The 25,502-nt window shown below is 67.0% G+C and carries 25 protein-coding genes; 5 read left to right on the top strand and 20 right to left on the bottom strand.

Annotated features, from left to right (window positions below; all coding sequences use genetic code 11):
- Positions 1-42: 42 nt before the first annotated feature.
- From DLM85_RS20580 to DLM85_RS20570, 3 genes are all read left to right on the top strand, one after another.
- Entirely contained in the window at positions 43-1,947 is a 1,905-nt protein-coding gene (locus DLM85_RS20580; RefSeq protein ID WP_111480060.1) for a S9 family peptidase, read from the top strand.
- A 391-nt stretch (positions 1,948-2,338) separates the two neighbouring features.
- A complete protein-coding gene (locus DLM85_RS20575) occupies positions 2,339-5,317 on the top strand; it encodes a PAS domain-containing protein (RefSeq protein WP_111480059.1) in 2,979 nt (992 codons plus the stop codon).
- Positions 5,318-5,324: 7 nt separating this feature from the next.
- The gene (locus DLM85_RS20570; RefSeq protein ID WP_111480058.1) at positions 5,325-5,735 is read left to right on the top strand and encodes a response regulator; all 411 of its coding nucleotides are present in this window, start codon (positions 5,325-5,327) and stop codon (positions 5,733-5,735) included.
- A 122-nt stretch (positions 5,736-5,857) separates the two neighbouring features.
- Here the strand turns inward: DLM85_RS20570 and DLM85_RS20565 are convergent, their stop codons facing one another.
- The 8 genes from DLM85_RS20565 to DLM85_RS20530 all read right to left on the bottom strand — a co-directional run bounded on the left by DLM85_RS20565 (position 5,858) and on the right by DLM85_RS20530 (position 14,175).
- A complete protein-coding gene (locus tag DLM85_RS20565; RefSeq protein ID WP_207891069.1) occupies positions 5,858-8,362 on the bottom strand; it encodes an RCC1 domain-containing protein in 2,505 nt (834 codons plus the stop codon).
- Positions 8,363-8,537: 175 nt separating this feature from the next.
- Positions 8,538-9,533 (bottom strand): succinylglutamate desuccinylase/aspartoacylase family protein, encoded by a 996-nt coding sequence (locus DLM85_RS20560; protein WP_243636076.1) that lies wholly within the window; start codon positions 9,531-9,533, stop codon positions 8,538-8,540.
- Between the two features lie 94 nt (positions 9,534-9,627).
- Positions 9,628-10,470, bottom strand: a complete 843-nt coding sequence (locus DLM85_RS20555; RefSeq protein ID WP_111480057.1) for a T9SS type A sorting domain-containing protein — start codon at positions 10,468-10,470, stop codon at positions 9,628-9,630.
- 68 nt (positions 10,471-10,538) lie between these two features.
- A complete protein-coding gene (gene rimK, locus DLM85_RS20550; protein WP_111480056.1) occupies positions 10,539-11,492 on the bottom strand; it encodes a 30S ribosomal protein S6--L-glutamate ligase in 954 nt (317 codons plus the stop codon).
- Positions 11,493-11,547: 55 nt separating this feature from the next.
- A complete protein-coding gene (locus tag DLM85_RS20545; protein ID WP_111480055.1) occupies positions 11,548-12,027 on the bottom strand; it encodes an ATP-dependent zinc protease family protein in 480 nt (159 codons plus the stop codon).
- Between the two features lie 144 nt (positions 12,028-12,171).
- Positions 12,172-13,278, bottom strand: a complete 1,107-nt coding sequence (locus DLM85_RS20540) for a PQQ-dependent sugar dehydrogenase (RefSeq protein ID WP_111480054.1) — start codon at positions 13,276-13,278, stop codon at positions 12,172-12,174.
- 227 nt (positions 13,279-13,505) lie between these two features.
- Positions 13,506-13,811 carry a 2TM domain-containing protein gene (locus tag DLM85_RS20535; protein WP_111480053.1) on the bottom strand — a complete coding sequence of 102 codons (306 nt, stop codon included), beginning with the start codon at positions 13,809-13,811 and terminating at the stop codon, positions 13,506-13,508.
- A 70-nt stretch (positions 13,812-13,881) separates the two neighbouring features.
- Positions 13,882-14,175: a 2TM domain-containing protein gene (locus tag DLM85_RS20530; protein ID WP_111480052.1), complete on the bottom strand. Its 294-nt coding sequence runs from the start codon at positions 14,173-14,175 to the stop codon at positions 13,882-13,884.
- 148 nt (positions 14,176-14,323) lie between these two features.
- Between DLM85_RS20530 and DLM85_RS20525 the strand changes: the two genes are divergently transcribed.
- On the top strand, positions 14,324-14,884 hold the full coding sequence (locus DLM85_RS20525; RefSeq protein WP_111480051.1) for an O-acetyl-ADP-ribose deacetylase: 561 nt from the start codon (positions 14,324-14,326) through the stop codon (positions 14,882-14,884).
- A gap of 146 nt (positions 14,885-15,030) precedes the next feature.
- On the opposite strand, the gene DLM85_RS20520 is transcribed toward DLM85_RS20525, so the two are convergent.
- The 12 genes from DLM85_RS20520 to DLM85_RS25595 form a co-directional block, all read right to left on the bottom strand.
- Complete coding sequence (locus DLM85_RS20520; protein ID WP_111480050.1) at positions 15,031-15,846, bottom strand: alpha/beta fold hydrolase; 816 nt, start codon at positions 15,844-15,846, stop codon at positions 15,031-15,033.
- 246 nt (positions 15,847-16,092) lie between these two features.
- A complete protein-coding gene (locus DLM85_RS20515; protein WP_243636075.1) occupies positions 16,093-16,635 on the bottom strand; it encodes a DUF502 domain-containing protein in 543 nt (180 codons plus the stop codon).
- 153 nt (positions 16,636-16,788) lie between these two features.
- Entirely contained in the window at positions 16,789-17,676 is an 888-nt protein-coding gene (locus DLM85_RS20510; RefSeq protein ID WP_111480049.1) for a 4-hydroxy-3-methylbut-2-enyl diphosphate reductase, read from the bottom strand.
- Positions 17,677-17,722: 46 nt separating this feature from the next.
- A complete protein-coding gene (locus DLM85_RS20505) occupies positions 17,723-18,493 on the bottom strand; it encodes a DUF1963 domain-containing protein (RefSeq protein WP_111480048.1) in 771 nt (256 codons plus the stop codon).
- A 9-nt stretch (positions 18,494-18,502) separates the two neighbouring features.
- Positions 18,503-19,207 carry a (d)CMP kinase gene (cmk, locus tag DLM85_RS20500; RefSeq protein ID WP_111480047.1) on the bottom strand — a complete coding sequence of 235 codons (705 nt, stop codon included), beginning with the start codon at positions 19,205-19,207 and terminating at the stop codon, positions 18,503-18,505.
- On the bottom strand, positions 19,204-19,629 hold the full coding sequence (locus DLM85_RS20495) for a hypothetical protein (RefSeq protein WP_111480046.1): 426 nt from the start codon (positions 19,627-19,629) through the stop codon (positions 19,204-19,206). The genes cmk and DLM85_RS20495 overlap by 4 nt, the downstream gene beginning before the upstream one ends.
- Before the next feature lie 187 nt (positions 19,630-19,816).
- On the bottom strand, positions 19,817-20,209 hold the full coding sequence (locus DLM85_RS20490; protein WP_111480045.1) for a hypothetical protein: 393 nt from the start codon (positions 20,207-20,209) through the stop codon (positions 19,817-19,819).
- A gap of 22 nt (positions 20,210-20,231) precedes the next feature.
- A complete protein-coding gene (locus DLM85_RS20485; RefSeq protein WP_133257175.1) occupies positions 20,232-20,909 on the bottom strand; it encodes a hypothetical protein in 678 nt (225 codons plus the stop codon).
- A 382-nt stretch (positions 20,910-21,291) separates the two neighbouring features.
- Positions 21,292-21,909 (bottom strand): hypothetical protein, encoded by a 618-nt coding sequence (locus tag DLM85_RS20480; RefSeq protein WP_111480043.1) that lies wholly within the window; start codon positions 21,907-21,909, stop codon positions 21,292-21,294.
- Positions 21,910-21,918: 9 nt separating this feature from the next.
- Complete coding sequence (locus DLM85_RS20475) at positions 21,919-22,578, bottom strand: hypothetical protein (RefSeq protein WP_133257174.1); 660 nt, start codon at positions 22,576-22,578, stop codon at positions 21,919-21,921.
- A gap of 84 nt (positions 22,579-22,662) precedes the next feature.
- A complete protein-coding gene (locus tag DLM85_RS20470) occupies positions 22,663-23,352 on the bottom strand; it encodes a hypothetical protein (RefSeq protein ID WP_133257173.1) in 690 nt (229 codons plus the stop codon).
- Positions 23,353-23,380: 28 nt separating this feature from the next.
- A complete protein-coding gene (locus DLM85_RS25595) occupies positions 23,381-23,542 on the bottom strand; it encodes a hypothetical protein (protein WP_165822229.1) in 162 nt (53 codons plus the stop codon).
- 89 nt (positions 23,543-23,631) lie between these two features.
- Here DLM85_RS25595 and ade point away from each other — a divergent pair, with 89 nt between their 5' ends.
- A complete protein-coding gene (gene ade, locus DLM85_RS20465) occupies positions 23,632-25,296 on the top strand; it encodes an adenine deaminase (protein ID WP_111480040.1) in 1,665 nt (554 codons plus the stop codon).
- The last annotated feature ends 206 nt before the right edge of the window (positions 25,297-25,502 follow it).

Below are 25,502 nucleotides of genomic sequence, written 5' to 3'. Positions count from 1 at the left end.
GCCGGCCGCGCCTCGTCCAGCCCCTTTTCCGCAACCAAGCCCATGAAACACTTCTCCCCCCTGTTACTGGCCGGCGGGCTGCTGCTGGCGCTGGCAGCCCCGGCCCAGCAGAAAAAGCGCCCGGCCGCCGCTGTGCCCAAGCGCTACAGCATCGAGCAGTTTATGACCACTACCCGCCTCAGCGGCCGGGCCTTCTCGCCCGACGAGCAGCAGGTGCTCTACTCCTCAAACCAGACGGGCATCTTCAACCTTTACACCGTGCCTGTAGGCGGCGGCGCGGCCACGCCGTTGAGCGCCAGCACCAGGGAAAGCCTCTACGCCGTTACCTACCTGCCCGATGGCCGCATCCTCTACCGCCACGACCAGGGCGGCGACGAGAACTTCCACCTCTACCTGCGCGAGGCCGACGGCGCGGAGCGCGACCTGACGCCGGGGGCCAAGCTGCGGGCCGAATTCCTGGCCTGGCGCCGCGACAACAAGGCTTTCTACGTGCTGTCGAATGAGCGCGACCCGAAGTTCATGGACGTGTACCGCTACGCCGTGCCCTCCTTGCAGCGCACCCTGCTGTTCAAGAACGAGCAGGGCTTCGACCCGGCGGCCGTGTCGGACGACGAGCGGTGGGTGGCCCTGCAGAAAACCGCCACCACGCTTGATTCGGATGTGTACCTGTACAACGTGGCCTCGAAGGAGCTGAAAGCGGTGAGCCAGCACCAGGGCAGCGTGAGCAACAACCCGATGGCCTTCGACCCCAGCAACCGCTACCTCTACGCCACCACCGACGACGGGGCCGAGTTCAGCTACGTGGTGCGCTACCCGCTCAGCGGCGGCCCGCGCCAGACGGTGGAGCAAAGCAAGTGGGACGCGGTGTACACTGGCTTTTCGCGCACCGGGCAGTATCGCCTCACCATGTTCAACGAAGACGGCCGCACCAGCATCCGCCTCTACGACGCCATCAGCGGGCGGCCCGTGGAGCTGCCGGCCCCGCCCAGCGGCAACATCAGCGGGGTGAGCTTCTCCCCTTCCGACATGCTGCTGGCCTACTACGTCAACGGCGACCGAAACCCCTCGGACCTGTACGTCTACAACTTCGCCACCCGGCGCACCACCCGCCTCACGCAGACGCTCAACCCGGCCATCAGCGCCGATGATCTGGTCGACACCAAAACCATTCGCTACAAAAGCTTCGATGGGCTGGAAATACCGGCCCTGCTCTACACGCCGCTGGGCACCCGCCCGGGCAAAACCAAGCTGCCGGCGGTGGTGGAGGTGCACGGCGGGCCCGGCGGGCAGTCGACGCCGAACTACTTCCCGCTGGCCCAGTACCTGGCCAACAACGGCTACGTGGTACTGCGCGTGAACAACCGCGGCTCCTCGGGCTACGGCAAAACCTTCTTCGCCGCCGACGACCGGAAGCACGGCCGCGAGCCGCTCTGGGACTGCCTGGCCGCCAAAAAGTACCTCGCCTCTTTGGGCTACGTGGACACCACCCGGGTGGCCATCCTCGGCGGCTCCTACGGCGGCTACATGACGCTGGCGGCCCTCACCTTCGCCCCGCAGCGCTTCGCGGCCGGCGTCGACATCTTCGGCGTGTCGAACTGGGTACGCACGCTGCAGAGCATTCCGCCGTACTGGGAAGCGCAGCGGCAGGCGCTGTACCAGGAAATCGGCGACCCGACCACGGAAATCGAGCGGCTGCAGGCTACCTCGCCCCTGTTCCACGCCGGGCGCATCGAGCGGCCCCTGCTGGTGATTCAGGGGGCCAACGACCCGCGCGTCATCAAGCCCGAGTCGGACGACATCGTGGCGGCGGTGAAAAAGAAGGGCGGGGCCGTGGAGTACGTGGTGTTTGAGGACGAGGGCCACGGCTTCGCCAAGCGCGCCAACGAGCAGCGGGCTTACGAGTCGACGCTTACCTTTCTGAACCGCTACCTGCAGCCGGCCAATTAGCGGCGCGGCGGCATTTGGGCGGCTGCGCGGGGCCACTTCGGCGCTGCGGAGCCAAGGAACACCGCATTCCGTATCGACCCTGGCCAGCGGGCCGGGAGGCGGACTATTGCCCGACGGCCCGCTGAGCTTCGCAGGATACCTTGGGGCCGCCCCCGCGCCGCGCCCGCTGCCTTTCCGGCCCCGCCGCGCCCGCCCGGTCTGCGGCGCTGGGCGCGGCGTCGTATATTAGTCGGCTTCAAACGCAGGCGCCCGCCCGCCGAGCTTGGCTGGCCGTGTTGTTCGCGGCGGGCCGGGCGCGCGGTTATTCGTTTTGCGGTTGCATATAGTCCGGCGACGCCACATTCCGTACTGCTACCTTTATCCACCCATTGCTTCCGGGTTGTTCTGCTCAATGCTTCCTGCTGACTTGCCCCTGCTGGCACCGCCCGACGAGTTCTTTGCTGCTTTACTCGACTTATCGGTTTCCGGCATCGTGTATTACCAGCCCGTGCGCGACGAGGCCGGGCAAGTCACGGATCTGGTGTTCGGCTACCTGAATCCCGCCGCCCAGCGGCTGCTGCGCCTGCCCGCCCGCCCAGCCGCCACGTACCGCCAGCAGTTTCCCGACGGCGAGGCCACCGGCCTCTGGGCCTTCCACCGGGATGCGCTGCTCACCGACGGCCCCCAGCACTACCCGGCCGAAGACGGCGCCGATGCTTACCGGCTGGCCGCCCGCCGCGTGGGCGACGGGCTGCTGGTCAGCTTCGGGCCGGGCAGCCTGGCCGGCGAGGAGCAGGCCCTGCGCGACAGCCAGGCCCGCGAACAAGCGGCCCGCGCCGAGGCCGAGCGCGAACGAAACCTGCTGCAAGCCCTGCTGGCCCAGGCCCCGGTGGCCATCGGGCTGTTTCAGGGCGAGGAGCTGCGCATCACGGCCGCCAACGAGCAGATGGCCGCCACCCTGGGTCGCCCGGTCGAGCAGGTGCTGGGCCGGCCGCTGCTGCAGGCGCTGCCCGAGGTGCAGGGCCAGGGCTTCGATGCGCTACTGCAGCAGGTGCTCAGCACCGGAGTGCCCGTAACGGGCACCGAAACGCCGGCCACCATGCTGCGCGACGGCCGCCTGCAGACCACCTACCACAACTTCGTGTACCAGCCACTCTACGACGCGCAGGGCCAGGTGCTCGGCGTCATCGATGTGTCGGTGGACGTAACCGAGCAGGTGCAGGCCCGCCGGCAGCTGGAGCAGCTCAACCAGAAACTGGAAGCCCGCGTGCAGAAGCGTACCCGGCAGCTGGAAGAGCAGCAGCAACTGCTCAGCCGCATTCTGCGGCAGGTACCGGCCGCCATTGCCACGCTCAGCGGCCCCGAGCACCGCTTCTCCTTCGCCAACGACCTGTACCAGGGCCTGATTGACTACCGCGTCCGGCTGGGGCAGTCGGTGGCCGAGGTCATGCCCGAGCTGGTGGATCAGGGCATCATCGAGCTGCTCGACCGGGTGTACGCCACCGGGGAGCCGTTTATCGGCCAGGAGCTGCTCGTGCAGCTGCACGAGGCCGCCACCGGCACGCTGCAGCCCCGCTACTTCGACTTTGTGTACCAGCCCATGCGGGACGAGCAGGGCCAGACCGGCATCCTGGTTTTCGCGGTGGACGTGACCGAGCAGGTGCAGGCCCGCCGGCAGGTGGAGCAGCTCAACCAGGAGCTGGAAACCCGCGTGCAGGAGCGCACCCACGAGGCCCAGGCGGCCCGCGCCGAAGCCGAGCGGCAGCGCGGCGAGCTGCAGCGCGTGTTCGAGCAGGCGCCCATTGCCATTGCCGTGTACCGCGGGCCGCGCTACGTTATCGAGCTGGCCAACCCCACCGTGTGCCGACTGTGGGGGCGTACCCAGGACCAGATTGTGGGGCGGGGCCTGTTCGAGGCCCTGCCCGAGGTGGCCGGCATGGGCTACGAAGAACTGCTCGACGAGGTAATGGCCACCGGCGTGCCCCACGTGGCCCACGCCATGGAAGCCGTGCACGAGCGCGAAGGCCGCCGCGACACCGTGTACTGGGACTTTGTGTACGTGCCCGTGTACCAGGCCGACGGCCGCATCGACGGGGCCATGGTAGTGGCCAACGAGGTAACCGAGCAGGTGCAGGCCCGCCGGCAGCTGGAGCAGCTCAACCAGGAGCTGGAAACCCGCGTGCAGGAGCGTACCCGGCAGCTGGCCGATGCCCTGGCCGACGCCGAGGCGCAGCGCGAGCAGCTGCGGGTGCAGCAGGGGCTGCTCAGCCAGATTCTGCGCCTGGTGCCGGCCTCCATTGCCACGCTCAGCGGCCCCGAGCACCGCTTTAGTTTCTTCAACGAGTTCTACCAGGCGCTGTCGGCCGACCGCACCACGCTGGGCAGCACCGTGGCCGCGGTGTTTCCGGAGGTGGTCGGGCAGGGCTTCATCGAGCTGCTCGACCGGGTATACGCCACCGGGGAGCCGTTTGTGGGCACCGACGTGCCGGCCGCCCTCTACGACCGGCGTACCCGCCGCCCCGAGCAGCGCTACGTGGATTTCCTCTACCAGCCGCTGTTCGACGAGCAGCAGCAGGTCACGGGCATTCTGGCCTTTATTCTCGACGTGACCGACAAGGTGCAGGCCCGCCGGCAGGTGCAGGCCCTCAACGAGGAGCTGCAGGCCGCCAACGAGGAGCTGAACGACACCAACGCCCAGCTCACGCGCATCAATACCGACCTGGACACCTTCGTGTACACGGCCTCGCACGACCTGAAAGCGCCCATTGCCAACATCGAGGGCCTGCTCGACGCGCTGCGCGACTACCTGCCCGCCGACACCGCCGAGCCCATGGTGCTGCACCTGCTGGGCTTGATGCAGGGCGCCGTGGCCCGCTTCCAGCAGACGGTGGGCCACCTCACCGACGTGTCGCGCCTGCAGCACGCCCAGCCGGCCGAGCTGGTGCCGCTGGCCGCCCTCGTCGACGACGTGCGCCTGGACCTGGCCTCGCTCATCGAAACCACCCGCGCCCACCTCATGCTCGACCTGGACGCCTGCCCTACCGTGTATTTCGCGGCCAAAAACCTGCGCAGCATCATCTACAACCTGCTCAGCAACGCCCTCAAGTACCGCCACCCCGAGCGCCCGCCCCTCGTACACCTGCGTGCCCACTGCCTGCCCGGGCAGGTGGTGCTGACGGTGCAGGACAACGGCCTGGGGCTGACCGAGCAGCAACAGGGTAAGCTGTTCACCCTGTTTCGGCGCCTGCACTCCCACGTCGACGGCTCGGGCGTGGGCCTCTACATGCTCAAGCGCATCGTGGAAAACGCCGATGGCACCATTGCGGTGCGCAGCTGGCCGGGCCTGGGCTCCATTTTCACCGTTACCCTCCCGCGTACTTCCCCCGACTAGACTTTATATGGAAAAGCTGCCCCACATTCTGCTCGTCGACGACGACGACACCACCAATTTCCTCAACGAGCACCTACTCAAAAAGCTCGACGTGACCCACCAGGTGCGCGTGGCCCACAACGGCGAGGAGGCCCTGGCCCTGCTCACCCAGCCGCCGCCCTACGTGCCTTCGCTGCTGCTGCTCGACGTGAACATGCCCGGCATGGACGGCATCCAGTTTCTGGAAGCCTACCTGCGCCTGCCCCAGGAGCAGCAGGACGCCACCGTCATCGTGATGCTGACCACCTACATGGACGGCAGCGCCCTGGCCCGCATCAACGAGCTGCCCATTGCGGGCCTTATCAGCAAACCCCTGGACCGGGAAAAGATTGACACGCTGCTGCAGCTGCACTTTCAGCGCCGGCTGCCCGACGAGTAAGGCCCCGCCCCCGGCCTGCTGCCAGGCAGGCCAGCCCCATTGGTGGGCCAATACGAAGCGGCGGCTCCTTTCCTACCGGGAAGGAGCCGCCGCTTGGTTAGAGCGCGTCTGGCGTGGCGGCCTTAGCGCACCAGGAATCGGCTGGTGGCCGTGCGGCCGTCGGGCAGGCGCAGGCGGGCCAGGTACCAGCCGGCGGGCAGCGCGCCGACCGGCACAATTCCCCCAGCGGCCGCGAGGCGGTGCGTAGCGACGTGCCGGCCGGTGAGCGAGTACACCGCCAGTTCGGCCCCGGCTGCGGCGCGGGCGTGCAGCTGGTAGTGCAAGGCCTGCCCGGCCGCCAGCACCGTGGGGTACAGGGTGAAGCTCGCGCCGGCCAAACGGGCCGCCGCCGTGGCCAGGGGGGTGTTCGGCAGCACCTGCTGGGGCTGCTCAAACACATCGGGATACCCCAGTTTCCCGACACTGCCATTGCTGCCCCAGGCCCAGAGCGTGCCATCCTGGCGCACGGCCAGCGCGTGCGAGTAGCCGCCGCTGACGCTGCGCCACGTGGTGCCGCTGCCGATCTGCACGGGGGTGAGGCGGTTGGTCGTGGTGCCGTCGCCGAGTTGCCCGTAAGAGTTGTCGCCCCAGGCCCAGAGAGTACCATCCTGGCGCAGGGCCAGCGCGAAGTTCTGGCCAGCGCTAATGCTCAGCCAGGTGGTGGCCGCACCGATTTGCACGGGGGTACTGCGCCGGATGATGGTGCCGTCGCCCAGCTGGCCGTTGCTGTTGTAGCCCCAGGCCCAGAGCGTGCCATCGGTGCGCAGCGCTACGGTAAAGTTCTTGCCGGCACTGGCGCTTTGCCACGTGGCCCCGGCCCCGATCTGCACCGGGCTGGTGCGCGGGGTGGTGGTGCCGTCGCCCAGCTCGCCGGCCCCGTTGCTGCCCCAGGCCCATAAGCTGCCATCGGCCCGCACCCCGACGGTGTGGCTCAGCCCGGCGCTGGCGCTCCGCCAGGTGCTGGCCGTGCCCACCCGCACCGGGCTGCTGCGCCGCGTGGTGGTGCCGTCGCCGAGCTGCCCGTCCGTGTTGCTGCCCCAGGTCCATAAGCTGCCATCGGCCCGCACCCCGACGGTGTGGCTCAGCCCGGCGCTGCTGCTTTGCCAACTGGCGACGGTGCCCACCTGCGCGGGGGCGTCGCGCTGGGAGCCGGTCGTGCCGTCGCCGAGCTGGCCGTTGGCGTTATTGCCCCAGGTCCAGAGCGTGCCGTCGGTCCGCAGGGCCGTCACGTGCGAGGCGCCGGCCTCCGCGCGCTGCCAGGTGGTGGCCGCGCCCACCTGCCGCGGGCCGGGCAGCCCGGTGGTGGAAGGGCCGCCGAGCTGCCCGTACCGGTTGCTGCCCCAGGTCCACAGGGTGCCATCGGTACGCACGGCCGTGCTGGACTGGTCGCCGGCGCTGGCGCGCTGCCAGTTGGTATCCGCCCCGACCTGCGCCGGGGAAAGCGAGGCGCGGAACGAACGGGCCGTCCGGGCTATCTGCCCCTCGTAGTTGCTGCCCCAGGCCCACACGCTGCCGTCCTGGCGCACGGCCAGCGCGTGGGCGTAGCCGGCGCTGACGCGCTGCCAAGTAGCATCGACCCCGATCTGCTTGGGCGAGTAGTCAGGGGCGAAGGGCGTGCTCATCCAGCCCACGCCGTCGATGCCCCAGTCCCACACCGTGCCATTGGTATGCACGGCCACCGTGAAGCTACCGCCCGCGCTGGCGCTGCGCCAGGTGGCCGCCGCAGTGCCGAAGCGCACCGGCACCAGCTGATCGGCAGTGGCCGCGATGCCCAGCTGCCAGTAGGTGTTGTTACCCCAGGTCCACAACGAGCCATCGGTGCGCAGCGCAACGGAGTGGGCGCCCCCGGCGCTGACCGTTTGCCAGGCCGTGCCGGCGCCCACCTGCCCCGGGCTGGTGCGGGTGGTGGTGGTGCCGTCGCCGAGCTGGCCGAAGGCGTTGTAGCCCCAGGCCCACAGAGTGCCGTCCTGCCGCAGGGCCAGCGTGTGAAAAACGCCCGCGCTGACGCTGCGCCACGTGGCAGTCGTGCCAATTTGCACCGGGGCCAGACGATTGGTGGTCGTCCCGTCGCCAAGCTGTCCGTCCATGTTGCTGCCCCAGGCCCAGAGCGTGCCGTCGGTTCGCACCGCCGCGGTGTAGTCGGTGCCCGCGCTGACGCTTTGCCACGTGGCAGTCGTGCCGATTTGCACCGGTGTCGGGCGGGTGGTGGTGGTGCCGTCGCCGAGCTGGCCGGCATTGTTGGCGCCCCAGGCCCAGAGCGTGCCGTCCTGGCGAATCGCCACCGTATGCGTCTGGCCCGCGCTGACGAACTGCCAGACCGCCCCGACGCCCGTTTGCACGGGACTGAACTGGGAGACGGCCGCTTGCCCGTTGCCCAGCTGCCCAAGGCTATTGTCGCCCCAGGCCCACAGAGTGCCGTCGGTGTGCAGGCTCAGGGAATGGCCGCCGCCCGCCGCCACCTGCATGGCCGGGGCCTGGGCCCGGGCAGCGGCAGCCACGAGCAGCCACAGCAATAGGCTCAGCAGCAAGCGCCCCCGGCGGTTGGCGCGCCCCGAGCGGGCAATAATTTGACGGTAAGCGTTGACCATAACGAGTTCGTTAATTGATTCCTAATTTGAAGTGAAGGGCCGAACGGGAGGCACCCGAGCAGCATCGTTGGGGGCGCAGCCCCTTTAAGCCCCTAATACTAGCGCCGTTCGAGTGGCTTCGCCACCGGCCTGACCTATTTTTTTACCACAGCGCTGCCGGCGCCGGCGGGTGCGCCTACCCGGTCGTCACCTCCACGGCCACGTGCAGCAGCGCGTCGCCCTGATTGACCACCGGCATGTGGTTCAGCCCGATGATGTAGCCGCTGATGGGCGACTCCAAGCGCACGGCCATTTCGCCGTAGGGGTCGGCCACGATGCCGTATTCCTGGCCTTTCTCCAGGTACTGCCCGGTTTTGAGGCTGGTGCGGAACAGCCCCGAGTATTTGGCCCGCAGCCAGGTATGGCGGCGGCACACCACGGTGGCCTGGGTGGGTTCGGGCGCATCGGCCAGCATGCCCAGGTGCTGCAGAAAGCGGAAGGTGCCGGCCGAAGCCAGCTCGATGCCGTGCTCATCGAGCCGCAGCGACTCCCCGGTTTCGTACACGATGATGCGCCGCCCCTGGCGCATGGCCGCCTCGCGCAGCGAGCCGGGCCGCAGCTCGGCGTGCAGGGTGAAGGGCGCGGCAAACGCGGCCGCCAGCGCATCGGTTTCGGCATCGATGCCGAGCAGGCAGCGCACCTGCGGGTGGTTGGAGCGGGCCGCCCCGCCGGTGTGAAAATCGATGCCGTAATCGACCAGCGGCATGATTTCGCGCATGAAGCGGTGGGCCACCCGGCTGGCCACCGAGCCGCGTGGCGAGCCGGGAAAGGAGCGGTTTACGTCCTTGCCGTCGGGCACCTCGCGCGAGAAGTTCAGGAAGCCGTAGATGTTCAGGATGGGAATGGCAATGATGCTGCCCCGCAAAGGCTTCTGCAGCTGCCCGCGCCGGATCATGCGCCGGATGGTTTCGATGCCGTTCACTTCGTCGCCGTGCATACCGGCCATCAGCAGTACCGTGGGGCCGGGCTCGGGGCTCCTAAACACGTGCACCGGCACGTCGATAACGGTGCCGGAGGGCAGTTTGGCGATGATCAGGCGGGTGAGCACCTGCTCGCCGGGGCCGATGGTGAGGCCGTTGAGGCAGAAGTCGGCGGGGCCGGGCAGCGGGGCAATAGGCGGAGTGTCGGACAAGGGCGGAGCAGGTAGAAATTAAAGGCCGCCGGGCCCGGAGCGGGCTCGGCGGCCTTTAATTTCTCGAATATTCCGCAGTTCGCGGGCCGGGCGGTTATTCCACCACCAGGTGGCGGGTGGCGGTCCGGCCGCTGGCGGGCTCGGTCAGGCGCAGCAGGTAGGTGCCGGCCGGCACATTTTCCAGTGGCAGCGTGAACGAAGCGCGCAACTGCTGCCCCCGGCGCCAGCGGCGGCCCTGGGCGTCCAGCAGCGTGTAGGACACTTCCGCGGCCCCACCGGTGCGCACGTGGACCAGGCCACCGGCGGGCGCGGGGTTGGGATACACCTCCCCGATCAGCGCGGCTGCCCCCGCCTCACCAGCGGCCAGGCGGGCCGGGGCGGCCGTCTGCAGGCGGTAGGGCGGGCAGCTGTCGACCAGCGCCTCAAACACCGGCCGCAGCGCCGCGGCTTCGTAGCGCAGCCGTTTGGTAAACAGCGTATCGGCGCGCAGCACGGGCAGCACCAGCGCCGGGGGCAGCCGGCCCGCATCAGTGGCCGCTCGCAGGGCCAGCATCTGGGCGGCATCGTCCGTCAGGCCCTGCACCATGCCGCTGGTGCGGCGCCAGGCGTGGATCCAGTACGTGGAGTCGCGCAGCGGCTCGGCGAAATAGTACAGGCGGCGGTGGCGCGTCACCCAGCCCCGCATCAGCGTGTCGCCGCTGCGGGCATTCAGTACCATACTCGTGCGCGTGGCGCGCTCGAAACGCACCCGCAGCTCCAGCGTGTCGGTGGCCGATACGAGCGTGAGCCGCTCACCCAGCAGGCGCGCCAGGTTCACCCGGTGCGCCGTCGGGGCGTTGACAAAGTGGTAGGTCTCGGCCGATTCCTTCCCGTCGCAGCCCATCAGGAGGGGCCACAGCAGCAGGAACGACAAGCGGCAGCAGGCAGACGCGCGCATACGGGAGGCGGTTGGACTACCCGTTGATCCGCCGCCCGGCCCGAACGTAACCCAGCCAGGCGCCCGGGCTACACCCGCGGCTCGTCCGACTGCGTGTCGGGCAGGGCCTTGGCCGACTTGGCGGCGGGCTTCTTCTTGGGTTTCTTCCGGGAGGCCAGCTCGGCGGTGTACTCGATGATTTTGCCGGCAATGTCGAGGCCGGTGGCTTTTTCGATGCCCTCCAGGCCGGGCGAGGAATTCACCTCCAGCACCAGCGGGCCGCGCTTGCTCTGCAGCATGTCCACGCCGGCAATGCCGAGGCCCAGGGCCTTGGTGGCCAGCAGGGCGGCGGCTTTTTCGGCCCGGCTCAGCTTCACCAGCATGCCGGTGCCGCCGCGGTGCAGGTTCGAGCGAAACTCGCCCTCCTTGCCCTGCCGCTTCATGGCCCCCACCACTTCGCCGTTGACCACGAAGGCGCGCAGGTCGGCGCCCTTGCTTTCGGCAATAAACTCCTGCACGATGATGCGGGCCTTGAGGTTGTGGAAGGCCTCGATGACCGACTGGGCGGCTTTTTCCGTTTCGGCCAGCACCACGCCCAGGCCCTGGGTGCCCTCCAGCAGCTTGATGATGACCGGGGCGCCGCCCACCTGCCGGATCATTTCGGGCACCTCGTCGGAGTAGTTGGTGAAGGCTGTTTTGGGCATGCCCACGCCGGCCCGGGCCAGGATCTGCATGGAGCGCAGCTTGTCCCTGGAGCGCACAATGGCCTGGCTTTCGATGGCCGTGCGCACTTTCATCATCTCGAACTGCCGCACCACGGCCGTGCCGTAGAACGTGACGGAGGCCCCGATGCGCGGAATCACCGCGTCGAAGCCTTCGAGGCGGCGGCCTTCGTAGATGATGCCGGGCGTGCTTTTTTCCAACACCAGGTTGCAGAGCAGGTGGTCGATGACCTCGACCTGGTGGCCGCGCAGCTCGGCGGCCTCCACCAGGCGCCGGGTGGAATATAGTTTGGGCTCACGCGAGAGAATCGCCAGCTTCATATAGGCAGGGAGAAGATGCAGGGAGAGGAAATAAGCCGGACGGCGCGGGTGGGTCTCAGTCCGGAATCGGGCGGTGCTGGCTTTTGTAGGACACGTTGCGGCGGGCCACATCCACCACCAGCCGGGCGCGGCGCAGCAGGGCGCGCCCGATCAGTACGGGGTACTTCATGTCGGAGCGGTCGGAAAGGGAAAATTCGGCGTCGAAATCCTCCCCGAACAGCCGAATGGCCGTGCGAATGACGTAGCGCTCCTGCACCTCCCCGTTGGACGAGCGGATGTCGCGCAGGGAAAACTCCGCGAATTGCAGCGGCGTGCCGTCGAAGGCGGGGTGGGCGTCATCGAGCAGGAGCACGCGCAGCAGGGGCCGCCCGTCGGGCAGCGTGTCTACGTAGATGGTGGAGCAGTGAATGGCTCCGGTGAAGGCGCCCGTGTCCACCTTGGCTTCCACACCGCGCAGCTGAAACTGCGGAAAGTCGACCAGCTCGCGGCGGCCAACGATACGCTTGGGGGGACGGCGGGAGGAAGCCTTTTTCACGGGAGCAAAATACGGGCACGGCGGGCAGAGGCCCGGCAACGGGCGGGTATTTTTTTCGGGCGCAAGCGCCACGGCACATCAGGGCGCGGCCGGTTCACCCCGCTGACATTGCGAGCGAAGCGCGGCCACCCGAGCCGCTTCTCCTTAGCCCCCGTAGCTGATGCGGTACACGCAGTCGTTCTGGTCGTCGGACACGAGCAGGGCCCCGTCGGGCATGACGAGCAGGGCCACTGGCCGCCCCCACGACTGCTGGCCCTGCAGCCAGCCCGAGGCGAAGGTCTGGTAGCCGGTGGCTTTCTTGCCGGAGGCATCCACCGTCACCAGCGTGATGCGGTAGCCGCTTTTGCTGCTGCGGTTCCAGGAGCCGTGCTCAGGGATAAAAATCTGGTTGCGGTACTGGGCCGGGAACATCTTGCCGGTGTAGAACTTCATGCCCAGCGCGGCCACGTGCGCGCCCAGCTTCTGGGCGGGCGCGGTGTAGGTGCTCGTTTGCTTGCCCCTGCCGAATTGCGGGTCGAGGATGTCGCCCTGGAACACGAACGGGAAGCCGAAGTGCAGGCCGGCGGCGGGGGCGCGGTTCAGCTCGTCGGCGGGCCGGTCGTCGCCGAGCATGTCCCGGCCGTTGTCGGTAAACCAGAGGGCCTTGTCCACCGGGCTCCAGTCGAAGCCCACCGAGTTGCGCACGCCGTAGGCCACGGTTTCGAGGCCGGTGCCGTCGGGGTTCAGGCGGTTGATGGTGGCGAAGATGGGTTCTTCGGGCAGGCACACGTTGCAGGGCGCGCCCACGGGCACGTACAGCTTGCCGTCGGGCCCGAAGCTGATGTACTTCCAGCCGTGGTGCTCCTTGTCGGGCAGCTGGTCGTACACCACGGCCGGCTTGGGCTTCTGGCGCAGCGTGCCGGCAATGTTGTCGAAGCGCAGGATGCGGCTGATTTCGCCCACGTACAGCGCGCCGTTGCGCACGGCCACCCCGTTGGGCTCGTTCAGGCCCGCGGCCACGGTGATGATTTCGTCGGCTTTGTGGTCCTTGTTGCGGTCGGGCAGGGCGTACACCTTGTCGCCGCGGGTGCCCACGTACACGGTGCCATCGGGGCCCAGGGCCAGGGAGCGGGCCCCGCCCACGCGCTGGGCGTAGTAGCTGATGCGGAAGCCCGTCGGCAGCTTGATGGAGGCGAGGTTATCGGCGGGCGCGGCCGGGCGCGAGCCGGCCAGCGGCAGCAGCAGCAGCAGAGGAAGAAGTTGGCGCATCATACCGCTGCAACTGCCGCAGCCCGGCGAAGGTTGCGCGGGGCCGGACCGGCGGGGCAATCAGGCTGTAAAATCAGCCCGGCCCTGCCGAGGCATCTCGCCAGACAATTAACGCCATGCGGGGCTCTGCATGGCGTTCAATGGCTGCCGCTCAACGTCAGCCCGCTGGCTGCCTCGGCTACGCTCGGCATGACGTTCTTCCGAGTTGCGGCTACCGGCCTATCAGGCGCCTACAGGCGGCCGGCTTCCCGGTCGCGCAGCAGCTGCTGGTACTCGCGCTCCGACCAGCTCTGCTCGCTCACGAAGCCGTAGGTGCTCAGGCCCTGAATGGCCACGCCCAGGCCCCAGAACAGCGTCGGCCACACCGGCCAAGGCACCCCAAAGCCGTGGTGGTGGTGTCGGGAGAGGCCGTCGGTGAAGTACCAAATGGCCCACAGCAGCGCGTTGACCAGCAGGTAGGTTACCAGGTGAGACTTGAATTTGGCGCGGGCCCGGGCAATGCGCCACAGGTGGGGGTCACGGTCGAGGGGTTGCATGGCGAAAGGCGGTGAGGTGTCGTTAAATATAGGCAGAGGCTGATGTTCGGGCAAGCAGCGGGCGGCGCCGTTACTGCCGGGCCTGCTGCTGGCGCCGCAGCTCCTGGTACTCGCGCTCCGTCCACGAGGCAGTGCCCCACAGGCCGTAGCAGGTGGCGCCCTTGCTGGCCAGGCCCAGGCCCCAGAACAGCGTCACCCAGGCCGGCCAGGGCAGGCCGCTGCCGTAGAAGTGGTGGCCGGTGACGTACCAGATGGTCCACAGCAGGGCGCACACCAGCACGTAGCGCAGCAGTTGGGCTTTGAAGTGGGCGCGGCTTTGGGCAAGGCGCCACAGCTGGGAATCGAGGTTGGCGGGCGTTTCCATGGTGGTCAGGCGGTTAGGTTGAGTCAAACGTAGCCGCTGTGGCCCCCGGCGCCAATAAAACCTTGCCCAAATGGCAACCTTGCGGGGCCGAACCGTCTAAAAAGGCCGACGAGCCGCAACGCTTCCCTCCTATTTTACCCCTGCTGCTATGCCCCTGCCCTACTCCGCCCGCCAGGCCTTCGGCCGCATCCTGCTGGCCCAGGCCGACATCACCCGGCTCGACCCCGACGCCATCGTCAACGCCGCCAACTCCTCGCTGCTCGGCGGCGGGGGCGTCGACGGGGCCATTCACCGCGCCGGCGGCCCCGAAATCCTGGAAGCCTGTCGCCAGCTGCGGGCCGGGCACTACGGCAAGGGCCTGCCCACCGGTCAGGCCGTCATCACCACCGGCGGGCGGCTGCCGGCGCGCTACGTCATCCACACCGTGGGCCCGGTGTGGAATGGCGGCCACAAGCGCGAGCCGGAGCTGCTGGCCGACTGCTACCGCAACTCCCTGCAGCTGGCCGCCGAGCACCAGCTGGGCAGCGTAGCCTTCCCCGGCATCAGCACCGGCATCTACGGCTACCCTAAGGCCGAAGCGGCCCGCATTGCCGTACAAACGGTGCGGGCGTTCCTGGCCACGCACGCCCAGCCCGAAACCGTGGTGCTGGTGGCCTTCAACGAGGAAACCTACCGGCTCTACGAGCAGGAGTTGAACGAGGAATCGTAGAGCAGCCGATTCGCCTGACTGTCATTGCGAGCGAAGAAATCGGTCCTGCCCAACGTGCGTTTTTTGGGTTGTGCCAGTTGAGCCGTAGTGCCACGAGAGGCCAGATTGCTTCGCTTCGCTCGCAATGACGGCGGGGTGAACCGCCATCAGGCGGCCCCGCGAAGCTCTTCGGGGTGGCGGCGCAGGTAGCCAGCCACGTCGTGGAGCAGGCCGCCGTGGCCAGCGTCGAGCAGCACGGTATGGGCGGCGGTGAGCGAGCTGATGAACTCGCGCAGCCCGGCGTGCGGAATCACCCGGTCGTACTTGCCCAGGAAGAAGGTGACGGGCGTCGGGCGCTGGTTCAGCAGCCGGGCCAGCCGCCGGGTGTCGAAGGTGAGGTGGCGGAAGCCCGTCCAGCTGCGGTACACGCGCAGGCGCTTTTCGCGGCTGTCGAGCTGCCACTGGGCAAAGCGCACCAGCCCCGAATCGACCAGGCGGCGCTGCCCCAGTGCGTCGATGAGGCTGAGCAGGCGCCGGGGGCGCAGTACGGCCCGGCCCAGCACCCCGCGCATCCAGGGCGGGTAGGTGGCCAGCGAGTACCAGAACTGCGTGCGGATGCCGTCGGGGGCCACCAGCCAGAGGTGCGCCACCCGCTCGGGCAGGGCCTCCACCAGCGTCAGCGCGAATTTGGCGCCCATGCTGAAGGCCAGCAGCCCGAACGACTCAATGCCCTGCTCGGCCAGAAACTGTGTCAGCAGCTCCGTTAGTCGCCTTTTGGTGATGGGCGCATCGGCTTTGGCCAGGCGGCTGCGGCCGTGGTAGAACAGGTCGAAGGCATACACCGTCACCCGCTCGCCCAGCAGCGCGGCCACGTGGCGCCAGTGGCTTTCGTGCTGCCCGTAGCCGTGAAACGCCAGCACCGGCAGCGGCCCGCGGCCATAAACCTGGTAGTGCAGCCGCGTCCGGCCCGATTCTACGAACATGGGTTTGGGTGATGAGGTGATGAGGTGATGAGGTGATGAGGTGATGAGGTGATGAGGTGCCTACGGCGTCGGATGGTAATAAGGGGCAAGCAGAACGTCATTCCGAGCGAAGTCGAGGAATCCCGCGTGTTTATCTGAATAGTAAACCCTTCGTTGAACGAAGATTATACTATCTGAAGTCAGCACGCGAGATTCCTCGACTTCGCTCGGAATGACGTTCTATGTTGGCCTTCCGCCTAATTACCTCTACAGCTTGGCCACGCCGCCCGACACCACGAACTTCATCACCTGGGAGCTGGGCAGGTCGAGGAAGGTCACGTTTTCGCGGGGCACCAGCAGCAGCTCCCCGCTGAAGTTGTAAGAGTCGGGGAAGTACACGGCCGTCAGGTCGGGGCGGTTGATGGCCTGCATGGTGTCCTGGGTCACGAAGCCCAGCTTGTAGCACTCGGTCTGGGCAAACACCTTCACCAGCACCGGGCAGTTGAACTTCTGCTCCTCGCCCAGCAAGGCGTCGAATATGTCCTTGATGCTGCTGTAGAGGATGTTGATGACGGGCAGGCGGTTCAGAATCCGCTCCCCGAGTACGATAAACGGCCGCACCTGCGAGCCGATAAAGCCGAGCACCGTCAGCAGCACCACCATCACGGCCAGGCCCAGGCCCGGAATGCCGTTGATGTCGAAAATGGCGTCGAGCCAGTGAAAGAAGGCGAAGAGGATGTAAACCGTCAGCGCAATGGGGGCCAGAATCAGCAGCCCGCGCAGAAAGTAGCCGAGTATTTTTTTGATCATAAGCAGCAAGCAAAAACGCCCGGCCGAAGCCAGGCGAATGTAGCGCGAAGCTTCACTTCGCGTATTCTCGAACAACAACCCGGCGAACGTTCCGGCAGTGAGGCAGCACCTGACGGCCCGAACGATCAGGCCGCTTCGCGAAGCGGCGGCCCGCTACAGCGCCACGGCCTCCCCGATTTCGGCAATGCGGTCGGCCACGCGCTGCATCAGCCACATGGGCGTACTGGTGGCCCCGCAGATGCCCACGGAGGCCGCGCCCTCAAACCATTCGTCCAGCAGCTCCTGCTCGTTTTCCACGAAGTAGCTGCGCGGATTGGTCTGGTTCACCACCTGAAACAGCGCCTTGCCGTTAGAGCTTTTGCGCCCGCTCACGAACACGATAACGTCGTGCTCCACGGCGAATTTGCGCAGCTGCGGCTCCCGGTTCGATACCTGCCGGCAGATGGAGTCGTTGGCGTCGAAGCTTGCCAGCTCACCGCCCGCCGCCACGATGCGCTCCTCGATGAGCTGTTTCATGCGGTAAAAGCCCGCGGTGCTCTTGGTGGTCTGGCTGAACAGCGTCACCGGCCGCCGGAAGTCAATCTGGTCCAGGTCCTGCTCGGTCATCACGATGAGGGCGCGGTTGCCGGTCTGGCCCGCGAGGCCCGCCACCTCGGCGTGGCCGGGCTGCCCGTAGATGACGATTTGCCCGTCCTGGCGCGTGGTGGCGTCGAAGGCGTGCTTGACGCGGTTCTGCAGCTTGAGCACCACCGGGCAGGAGGCGTCGATCAGCTCGATGTTGTTCTGCAGGGCCAGCTGGTAGGTTTCGGGCGGCTCGCCGTGGGCCCGGATGAGCACCTTGCAGTCGTGCAGCTGCGCCAGCTGCTCCCGGTCGATGATGCGCAGGCCCCGCTGGTGCAGGCGCTCCACTTCCATGCGGTTGTGCACGATGTCGCCCAGGCAGTACAGCTCCTGGGAGTCCTGCAACTCGTCCTCGGCCATCTGAATAGCGTACTCGACGCCAAAACAGTACCCGGAGTTCTTATCGATGGTGACGTTCATGTCCTGCAAAGTTCGGGAAAAGACCGTTAGCAACCGCCGTGGCAGCTCAAGTACACTGCCAGCTGAAGGCCAGCTGATCAGCGTGATGAGAACAATACAACAGATACGCAGTTCCCACGTCGCCGAACATAAAATCCAGGCCTTCCTCCGACGCAATTTGAAATAGCAGCCGCTGCGGCCGCTGGCACACCGGACAGGGCGGGTACTCGGCGTACTGTACCCAGCTGGGCCAGCCGCCGAGCATGTCGCGGCCGTAGCCGTGGTGGTCTTCCCAGGGCGCTTGCGCCTCTTCGGGCTCGTCGTCGGGCAGGTCGTCGCCGTCCCATTCGCTCCCGGTGGGCCGTTGCTCGTAGCGCTGCCAGCCCACGATGCTGCGCGGCGTCAGCAGTGGCGTATCGTGGCCCATCAAGGCGGGTTGCCGGGCCGCGGGCGGCAGCAGGCGGGCCACGGCCGAGCCATCTTCGGATAGCGCCCCGCAGTTTGTACACCCGAACAACTGCACCAGCCCCGCTCCTGATTCCACCTGCATGGGCGCCCCAGCGGGCAGGGAGGCTACATCCAGCTGCAGAAACAGGGGCATGGTGGCCCGGCAGTGCGGGCACCGGGGCCAAACCTCATCCGCCGCCAAATCCGGCGCGCCCCCGAAACGGCTAGCGGAGCCCGGAAGCTGCCCTTCCTGCGTAACGGGCAGCCACAGCGGCCGCCGGTTGGCCTCGCGCCATTTCCCGTAGACCGCAGGATCAACAAAAGTCGCCGGCTGAGCCGGCGGCCGTAATGGGGCCGCGGGCCGCAGCCACCGGGTCAGCCAGGCCCACATACGCCCGTATCAGCCGTTTTCGGCCGCGCGCAGCCCGTCCACCAGCACCGACGAGACGCGCTCCAGCACGAAATCCACCTGCTCGTCGAGGGTGATGTGCGAGGTATCGAGCAGCACCGCGTCGGGGGCGCGGCGCAGCGGGCTTTCGGTGCGGGTCGAGTCGAGATAGTCGCGCTTCTGCAGGTTCTGCACGATGTCGTCCAGCGGCACCTGCTCGCCCTTGTCGGCCAGCTCCACCTGCCGGCGCATGGCGCGGGTGTGCACGTCGGCGGTCATGAAGATTTTCACCTCCGCGTCCGGAAACACGGTGGTGCCGATGTCGCGGCCGTCCATCACCACGCCGCGCTTGCGGGCCATGCGCTGCTGCTGGCGCACCATGGCGTGGCGCACGGCCACGATGCCCGATACCTCGCTCACGGCGTTGGAAATGCGCATCTGCCGGATTTCATCCTCCCGGATGGTTCCGTCGAGGCACAGCTCGTTGCGGCCGGTGCGGCGGTTGCGCTTGAAGCTGATCTGCATCTGGTGCAGGGCTTCTTCCACGCGGGCAAGGTCCTCGAACCCGATGCCGTGTTCGAGCAGATACAGGGTGACGCCGCGGTACATGGCCCCAGTGTCGATGTACGCATAGCCAAGTTCGGCGGCAACGGCCTTCGCCGTGGTGCTTTTGCCGCAGGAAGAGTAGCCGTCGATGGCTATGACGATATTTTTCATCTATTGAGCGGTCGGCGGGCCGTCGTCGCGGGAAGCGGCAGCGGAATCCACGTCAACCGACGGGCGGGCGGGGCCGAAGCCAGGCGCTCGGGTACCGACTGGTAAAACCCGACCACCGATTCGGTGAGTCCGTGCGTCAATTGGCGGTCCACATGCTCGAACGGCCGCACAAAGGTATGGCCTCCGAGCTGGATACCCATAACCCCGGCCGTATTGGCTTCCCAGCTGCCGCCGAAGGAGCGGATGATGCACTCCCCCAGAAAGCAGCCTAACGCGTTGACTACGTTGGGCCTATCGACAGCACCCAGGGCTTCGCGCTGGGTTTCAATAAAATCCATCAGGACCCGCACGGCGGCTTCGTCAAAGGCGGGTACGTTCAGTTGTTGCCGCACGGCTTCGGCAGCGGCTCGCAGCTCTTCCATGGCAGTAGGTGGTGGAGAAATTGAAGGAACGAAAGAATCATCAACCCGCAGCGGGCTGATAACGTAGTTACAAAATTTTCGACCGAATGCATCAGAACAGGCAATAAAAAAACCTCTTGCGAGGCTTTTTATGAGAATCAAATAAGATATTTTTAAGAAAGTGCAATTTCAATCTTGCGCAGTTTCTTCAGATCCAGCCGCGCTTGGGCAGCGGTTCGGCCAGCCGCTGCGGGATGGAAGCGTAGAACTCGGCGACGGAATCCTTGAGGCCGTTGTCGAACTGCAGCATCACGCGGTAGAAGGGGTTGTAGAAGCGCGTGCCCTGAAAGCCGACGCCGGTGGTGCCGTCGGGCCCGGAGGCCCACTCGCCCTGGTAGCTTCGCACCAGGCACTCCCCCAGAAAAGCGCCGAGGGCCAGCACCACGCCCTGCACGTTGTCGCGGGTGAGCAGGGGGCGCTGCTCCTCGATAAAGGCCGTCAGGCGCTGCACGCCGGCTTCGTTGAAGTCATCGGCGGGAAGTTGCTGCCGCACGGCTTCGGCGGCTTGGTGCAGGTGGGCTAAGGGATTTTCGTCGGGCATGGGAAAGTCGAAAAAGGCAGCGTTAGTGAGCGGGCGCGGCGCCTGAATTGGTAATTAACGCAAAACCGGCAGGATTGTCGCGCAGGTAGTACTCCAGCAGCGCCCGGGTGTGAATCGGGTCGTATTGCCCGTTGCGCAATTGTGGCCCCAGTTTGGGATGGTCGCCGATGACCGTCAGCATGGTTTGCTGAAAGGCCGTGCGCTCCGTGGGCAGGGCCAGCGCCACCTGATTGGGAAAGCGCAGCACCGTGACCGGCCCCGCCGTGCTGCTGAACTCCAGCAGCTCCACCTGCGGGTGGCGCCAGACCCGGTACCCCACAATAGCATCGGGCGGCGCCAGCGCGGCGGCTTTGGCATCGGCCGGCGGCGGAAACTGCACGGCCTGCACCACGGCAAAGGTGTCGCGGCCGAACGCGACCTGCCGAACCTCCCCCAGCGGGTAGGTCTGCTCGGTTTTGCCCGAGCCGGCGCGCAGCCCTTCGCCGGTGAGCAGCAGCGGCGCCGTCTGCCACTGGCCGTTGGCGCTGAGCTGGTACGTGCCCTTGCCTTTGCGGGCAAACTGGCGGTCGGCCGTGGCAATCGAAACCACATTGGTAGCGGCCCGGACGGCGGCCACGATTAATCCGGCCTGCGCCCGTGCATAGCTGGCGGACAGGCACAGCACCACCAGCAACACCGGGCGCCGAGAAAGCAACGACATAAAAAACGGTATGAAGGAAAAAAAATCAGTGACAACGGGAGAACAGCCGACGGCGCCGCAGCCCCCGGCCGGCTCTGCCTCAGAAAAAGCCTGACTTAGCGCCCGGTGTGCAGTGGCCGGGCTGGTCGTGGGCGAAGCGGGCTGCGGCGGCGAGGCCGGCGGGCTTTCGGCACAGCTACCGCTCCACCATCTGTGTCGTAGGTCAGCGGAGCAAACTTATCCCTTCTGACTCCAGAAGCACCAAGTCAACTGGATTTCAGCCATTTACTCGCTGCGCCGGCCTACGCACCCGGGTAGCCGGGCGGGAAAGCGCCACGTACGCATCGGCGCATTCGCGCGAAGTCGGCGCTGCCCCGAGAGCAAGACCCTGCCCGAAAGCCCGTTACGATTTATCAGCCGCCCCGCCGGTCCGGCGCCACTGCGCGTACGTGGCCATGATGCGCTTCAGGTGCTGGGGCCCAAGCTTGCCGCGCCGAATGTCCTCGGCCAGGGCCGGACAGTCGCCGAACACGCGCAGCATAACCGTGGTGAAGGACTTGCGGCCCTGCGGAACGCTCACGGCCGCGCCGCCCACCGGCTGCACCAGGGTCACGGCCATGCTGCCCTCGGATTCGCGGTAGCTGAACAGGGTGTGGAAGGGCGTGCGGTACAGCTCCTGGCCGAAGACGCCGGTGCTGCCCTGCCGGTCGGCCGGGCCGTAGCCGTCCACCACGCCGAAAGTGTCGGCTTTGATGACGAAGCGCCGCAGGTCCTGGGGCAGGTACTCGCGCCGGCCGTCGACGCCGGGCTGGCGCACGCTCACCCACTCGCCGCCGTCGTAGTACAGCTCGCCGGCCTGCCAGCGGCCGTCGGCCAGCTGGAAGTGGCCGGGCCGGTGGTTGCGGATAATTTTGATCCGGGGCACGTCGCCGGGCATGGCCATGGGGGCCTGCGCCAGGGCGGGCAGGCTCAGCAGCCCGGCCGCCGCGGCGGTCAGCAGGCTTCGCAGTAGCAAATGCATGATAGACGGTTAGTTGCCGGGTTGGTCGTTGGCGAAGCTGGCCGTGGTATCGAAGCCGGTGGGCTTCCAGCGCAGGTAGGCGTCGAGGATCAGACGGGTGTGCTCAGGCTCCAGCTCGTTGCCGCGCAGTTGCTCGGCCAGCCGGGGCTGGTCGCCGACGAGCTTGAGCATGGCGGCGCGGAAGTCCTTGGGCTTCAGGGGCAGCACCAGCACCTTGCCGTCGGGGAAGCGGAGCATGGGCAGCGCCCCGGCGGCGGCGTAGTAGTTGAACAGCTCCACCTGCGCGTGGCGCCAGGTGCGCCGGCCCAGCGCGGGCGCGGCCGAAATGGCGTTGGCGCCCGGAAACTTCACGTTGCGCACCACCACGAACGTATCGGTGCGCACCACTACCTGCCGGACTTCATCGAGCCCGAACTGCTTGGCCTCCTTGCCTTTGCCGGCGGTCAGATTGCCGTTGGTCAGCACGATGGGGGCCGGCTGCCAGTCGGCACTATTTAGCTGGTAGCTGCCGGGGCCTTTGCAGGTGTACTGCATATCGGCGTTGGCCAGGGTGGCGGCGGCCACGCCGAGGCGGGCGGCGGCGATGATCAGGCCCACCTGGGCGTGGCTGGCGGTGCTCAGCCCCAAGAATAACAGCACCGAACAAACCGGGCGTAGTAGTTGACGCATGTAGAAAAGGAATGAAGAAAATCAGCTAAAAAAAGGGTCCGACCGGCATTGACAGGCAGCACCCGGCAAAGCACCGGTAACGGGCTATTTTACCGCTGGCCAGGCCGCCAGCAAGGTCGTGGGGTTGAAGCCAGCGGGCTTCCAGCGCAGGTACGTTTCCAGAATTTGGGCCGTATGAGAAGCATCCAGCTGCCCGGTGCGTAGCTGCGTGGCCAACGCGGAGTAGTCGCCAACGAGGGCCAACATGGCTTGCTGATAATCTTTTTGCTTGAGCGGCAAGGCCACGGCGGTCTGATCGGGGAAGCGCAGCAGGGGTATTTCACCGGCAAAGGTGTTCACCGTGAACAGTTCGACCTGGGGTCGGCGCCACGCCCGCTTGCCCAGCACCAGCGTCGGGGCGGCTTGCGGCTGGCTCCAGCGCCGCACGTCGAACACCGTTACGAAGGAGTCGGCCCCGATGACGACCTGCCGCACATCGTTCAGGTAGTACGTCTGCGGCTCCCGCCCACCCCCAACGGCTATTTGCACGTTGTTGACGGCCACGCGGTCGGTCTGCCATTCGGCGCCGGCGAGTTGGTAGCGCCCTTTGCCCCGCCGGAAATAAAAATCGTTGGCGGTGCCCCACCCTTCTTTGTCCGAAGTGGCCCGCAGCAGCCCCACCACGGCCCCGCCAACGTTTTGCGCCAGAGCAGCGGCCGGCAGGCCGGCAAGCAAAGCCAGTACGCAGCCGCCGCGCAGCCCCCGACCGGTTATCAAACGGTAAAGCATAGCCATTAAATCACGTCGAAAATAAGCAAGCAACCTAGTGACTGTCGCAGGGACAGGGCACGTGGCCGCCGCGGGCTTTGCGCTTGAAGGAGGCGGTTTTTTTCTGCTGGGGCGTGCGCCGGGCGCAACTGGTAAGGCTGGGCACCGAGGCGGCCAGCGTGAGCACCGTGAGCAGCAGGGTCAGCGTCTTTTTCACCGATAACTGGATTTTCAGCCAAAGATAACCTTCTTTGCCCGGCTGCTCTAACGCCGCCGCCCCCGCTTTTAGCTTCCTCTTCCCGCTTTATGTCCGCTGATTTTTCTCTGCGCGCCAACGTCGTCGACATTCCCGCCCAAACGGTGCGCCCCGCCACCATCCGCGTGGCCGCCGGCCGCATAGCCGCCATTGAGTACGAGGGCGGCGCGGCGGCCGACCCGGCCCTGCCCTACGCCCTGCCGGGCTTCGTCGATGCCCACGTGCACGTGGAAAGCTCCCTGCTGGTGCCGGCCGAGTTTGCCCGCCTGGCGGTGGTGCACGGCACCGTGGCCACGGTGTCGGACCCGCACGAAATCGGCAACGTGCTCGGCGTGGCCGGCGTGGAATTTATGCTCGACAACGCCCGCCAGTCGCCGTTTCACTTCTGCTTCGGGGCCCCGTCGTGCGTGCCGGCCACCATTTTCGAAACCGCCGGCGCCACCATCACCGCCGACGACATCGAGCAGCTGTTTCAGCGCCCCGAAATCGGCTACCTGGCCGAAATGATGAACTGGCCCGGCGTGCTGGACGGCGACGCGGACGTGCTGCGCAAAATCGCGCTGGCCCGGCAGTACAACCGCCCCGCCGACGGCCACGCCCCCGGCCTGCGCGGCGACGACGCCCGCCGCTACGCCGCCGCCGGCCTGAGCACCGACCACGAGTGCTTCACCGCCGACGAGGCCCTCGACAAGCTGGCCGCCGGTATGCACATTCTCATCCGCGAGGGCTCGGCCGCCCGCAACTTCGAGGCTTTGGTGGACTTGCTGCCCGATCATGCGGCCCGGATCATGTTCTGCTCCGACGACAAGCACCCCGATTCGCTCGTGCTGGGGCACATCGACGCCTTGGTGCGGCGGGCCGTGGCGCGGGGCATCGACGTGTGGAAGGTGCTGCAAGCGGCCTGCCTGAACCCGGTGGCCCACTACCGCCTGGCCGTGGGCCAACTGCGCCCCGGCGACGCGGCCGATTTTATCGTGGTCGACAACCTGCAGGACTTCCGGGTGCAGCAAACCTACCTGCGCGGCGCGCTGGTGGCCGAACACGGCCGCACCCGGCTGCCCACCGCCGCGCACCAGGCGCCCAACAACTTCCACGCCCGCCCGGTGCAGCCCCAGGACTTTGCCCTGCCCGCCCCCGACGCCGCCGCTACGGCCGCCATGGTGCGCGCCATCCGCTGCTACGACGGCCAGCTCATCACCGCCGCCGACCCGGCCGCGGTGCCCGTGCAGCACGGCCAGCTGGTGCCCGACGTGGCCAATGACGTGCTGAAGCTGACCGTGGTGAACCGCTACGAAGCCGGCGTCGCACCCGCCGTGGGCTTTATCCGCGGTTTCGGGCTGAAGCGCGGGGCCCTGGCCAGCAGCGTGGGCCACGACTCGCACAACATCACCGCCGTGGGCTGCTCCGACGAGGCCCTGGCCCGTGCCGTCAACCTCGTCATCGAAGCCAAGGGCGGGCTGGCCGCCGTGGGCGACGACGGGGAAGCGCTGCTGCTGCCGCTGCCGGTGGCGGGCCTGATGTCGGACGCGGAGGGCTACGCCGTGGCCGAGGCCTACACCGCCGTCGACCAGCTGGCCAAGCAGCTCGGCAGCCCCTTGGGCGCCCCGTTCATGACCTTGTCGTTTATGGCCCTGCTGGTTATTCCGGCCCTCAAGCTCAGCGACAAAGGCTTGTTCGACGGCGAGAAGTTTGAGTTTGTATCGGTGCTGGCGTAAGTGCCGGTTTGGCAGTCGAGCCAATTAGAACGTCATGTCTCGGCTGCGCTCGACATGACGTTCTAGGCTGTGTGGACAACAAGCAGAAAGAACGTCATGCTAAGCTTGTCGACCTAGAAAGCCTCAAAATAGCTTTTTCGATTACTGTCCACGGGCCCTGAGTGAACCCAACAAAAAAGGGCCGCCCGGTTTGCCGGGCGGCCCTT

The sequence above is a fragment of the Hymenobacter edaphi genome, assembly GCF_003258365.1.
Taxonomy (GTDB): Bacteria; Bacteroidota; Bacteroidia; order Cytophagales; family Hymenobacteraceae; genus Solirubrum; species Solirubrum edaphi.
This window is presented reverse-complemented; position numbering and strand designations above follow the sequence as displayed.

What these genes read in the sequence shown, in the direction of transcription:
- DLM85_RS20580 (WP_111480060.1), top strand. Translation starts at nt 43, where the DNA reads ATGAAACACTTCTCCCCCCTGTTACTGGCCGGCGGGCTGCTGCTGGCG.
- DLM85_RS20575 (WP_111480059.1), top strand. Translation starts at nt 2,339, where the DNA reads ATGCTTCCTGCTGACTTGCCCCTGCTGGCACCGCCCGACGAGTTCTTT.
- DLM85_RS20570 (WP_111480058.1), top strand. Translation starts at nt 5,325, where the DNA reads ATGGAAAAGCTGCCCCACATTCTGCTCGTCGACGACGACGACACCACC.
- DLM85_RS20565 (WP_207891069.1), bottom strand. Translation starts at nt 8,362, where the DNA reads ATGGTCAACGCTTACCGTCAAATTATTGCCCGCTCGGGGCGCGCCAAC.
- DLM85_RS20555 (WP_111480057.1), bottom strand. Translation starts at nt 10,470, where the DNA reads ATGCGCGCGTCTGCCTGCTGCCGCTTGTCGTTCCTGCTGCTGTGGCCC.
- rimK (WP_111480056.1), bottom strand. Translation starts at nt 11,492, where the DNA reads ATGAAGCTGGCGATTCTCTCGCGTGAGCCCAAACTATATTCCACCCGG.
- DLM85_RS20540 (WP_111480054.1), bottom strand. Translation starts at nt 13,278, where the DNA reads ATGATGCGCCAACTTCTTCCTCTGCTGCTGCTGCTGCCGCTGGCCGGC.
- DLM85_RS20535 (WP_111480053.1), bottom strand. Translation starts at nt 13,811, where the DNA reads ATGCAACCCCTCGACCGTGACCCCCACCTGTGGCGCATTGCCCGGGCC.
- DLM85_RS20530 (WP_111480052.1), bottom strand. Translation starts at nt 14,175, where the DNA reads ATGGAAACGCCCGCCAACCTCGATTCCCAGCTGTGGCGCCTTGCCCAA.
- DLM85_RS20525 (WP_111480051.1), top strand. Translation starts at nt 14,324, where the DNA reads ATGCCCCTGCCCTACTCCGCCCGCCAGGCCTTCGGCCGCATCCTGCTG.
- DLM85_RS20520 (WP_111480050.1), bottom strand. Translation starts at nt 15,846, where the DNA reads ATGTTCGTAGAATCGGGCCGGACGCGGCTGCACTACCAGGTTTATGGC.
- DLM85_RS20515 (WP_243636075.1), bottom strand. Translation starts at nt 16,635, where the DNA reads ATGATCAAAAAAATACTCGGCTACTTTCTGCGCGGGCTGCTGATTCTG.
- DLM85_RS20510 (WP_111480049.1), bottom strand. Translation starts at nt 17,676, where the DNA reads ATGAACGTCACCATCGATAAGAACTCCGGGTACTGTTTTGGCGTCGAG.
- DLM85_RS20505 (WP_111480048.1), bottom strand. Translation starts at nt 18,493, where the DNA reads ATGTGGGCCTGGCTGACCCGGTGGCTGCGGCCCGCGGCCCCATTACGG.
- cmk (WP_111480047.1), bottom strand. Translation starts at nt 19,207, where the DNA reads ATGAAAAATATCGTCATAGCCATCGACGGCTACTCTTCCTGCGGCAAA.
- DLM85_RS20495 (WP_111480046.1), bottom strand. Translation starts at nt 19,629, where the DNA reads ATGGAAGAGCTGCGAGCCGCTGCCGAAGCCGTGCGGCAACAACTGAAC.
- DLM85_RS20490 (WP_111480045.1), bottom strand. Translation starts at nt 20,209, where the DNA reads ATGCCCGACGAAAATCCCTTAGCCCACCTGCACCAAGCCGCCGAAGCC.
- DLM85_RS20485 (WP_133257175.1), bottom strand. Translation starts at nt 20,909, where the DNA reads ATGTCGTTGCTTTCTCGGCGCCCGGTGTTGCTGGTGGTGCTGTGCCTG.
- DLM85_RS20480 (WP_111480043.1), bottom strand. Translation starts at nt 21,909, where the DNA reads ATGCATTTGCTACTGCGAAGCCTGCTGACCGCCGCGGCGGCCGGGCTG.
- DLM85_RS20475 (WP_133257174.1), bottom strand. Translation starts at nt 22,578, where the DNA reads ATGCGTCAACTACTACGCCCGGTTTGTTCGGTGCTGTTATTCTTGGGG.
- DLM85_RS20470 (WP_133257173.1), bottom strand. Translation starts at nt 23,352, where the DNA reads ATGGCTATGCTTTACCGTTTGATAACCGGTCGGGGGCTGCGCGGCGGC.
- ade (WP_111480040.1), top strand. Translation starts at nt 23,632, where the DNA reads ATGTCCGCTGATTTTTCTCTGCGCGCCAACGTCGTCGACATTCCCGCC.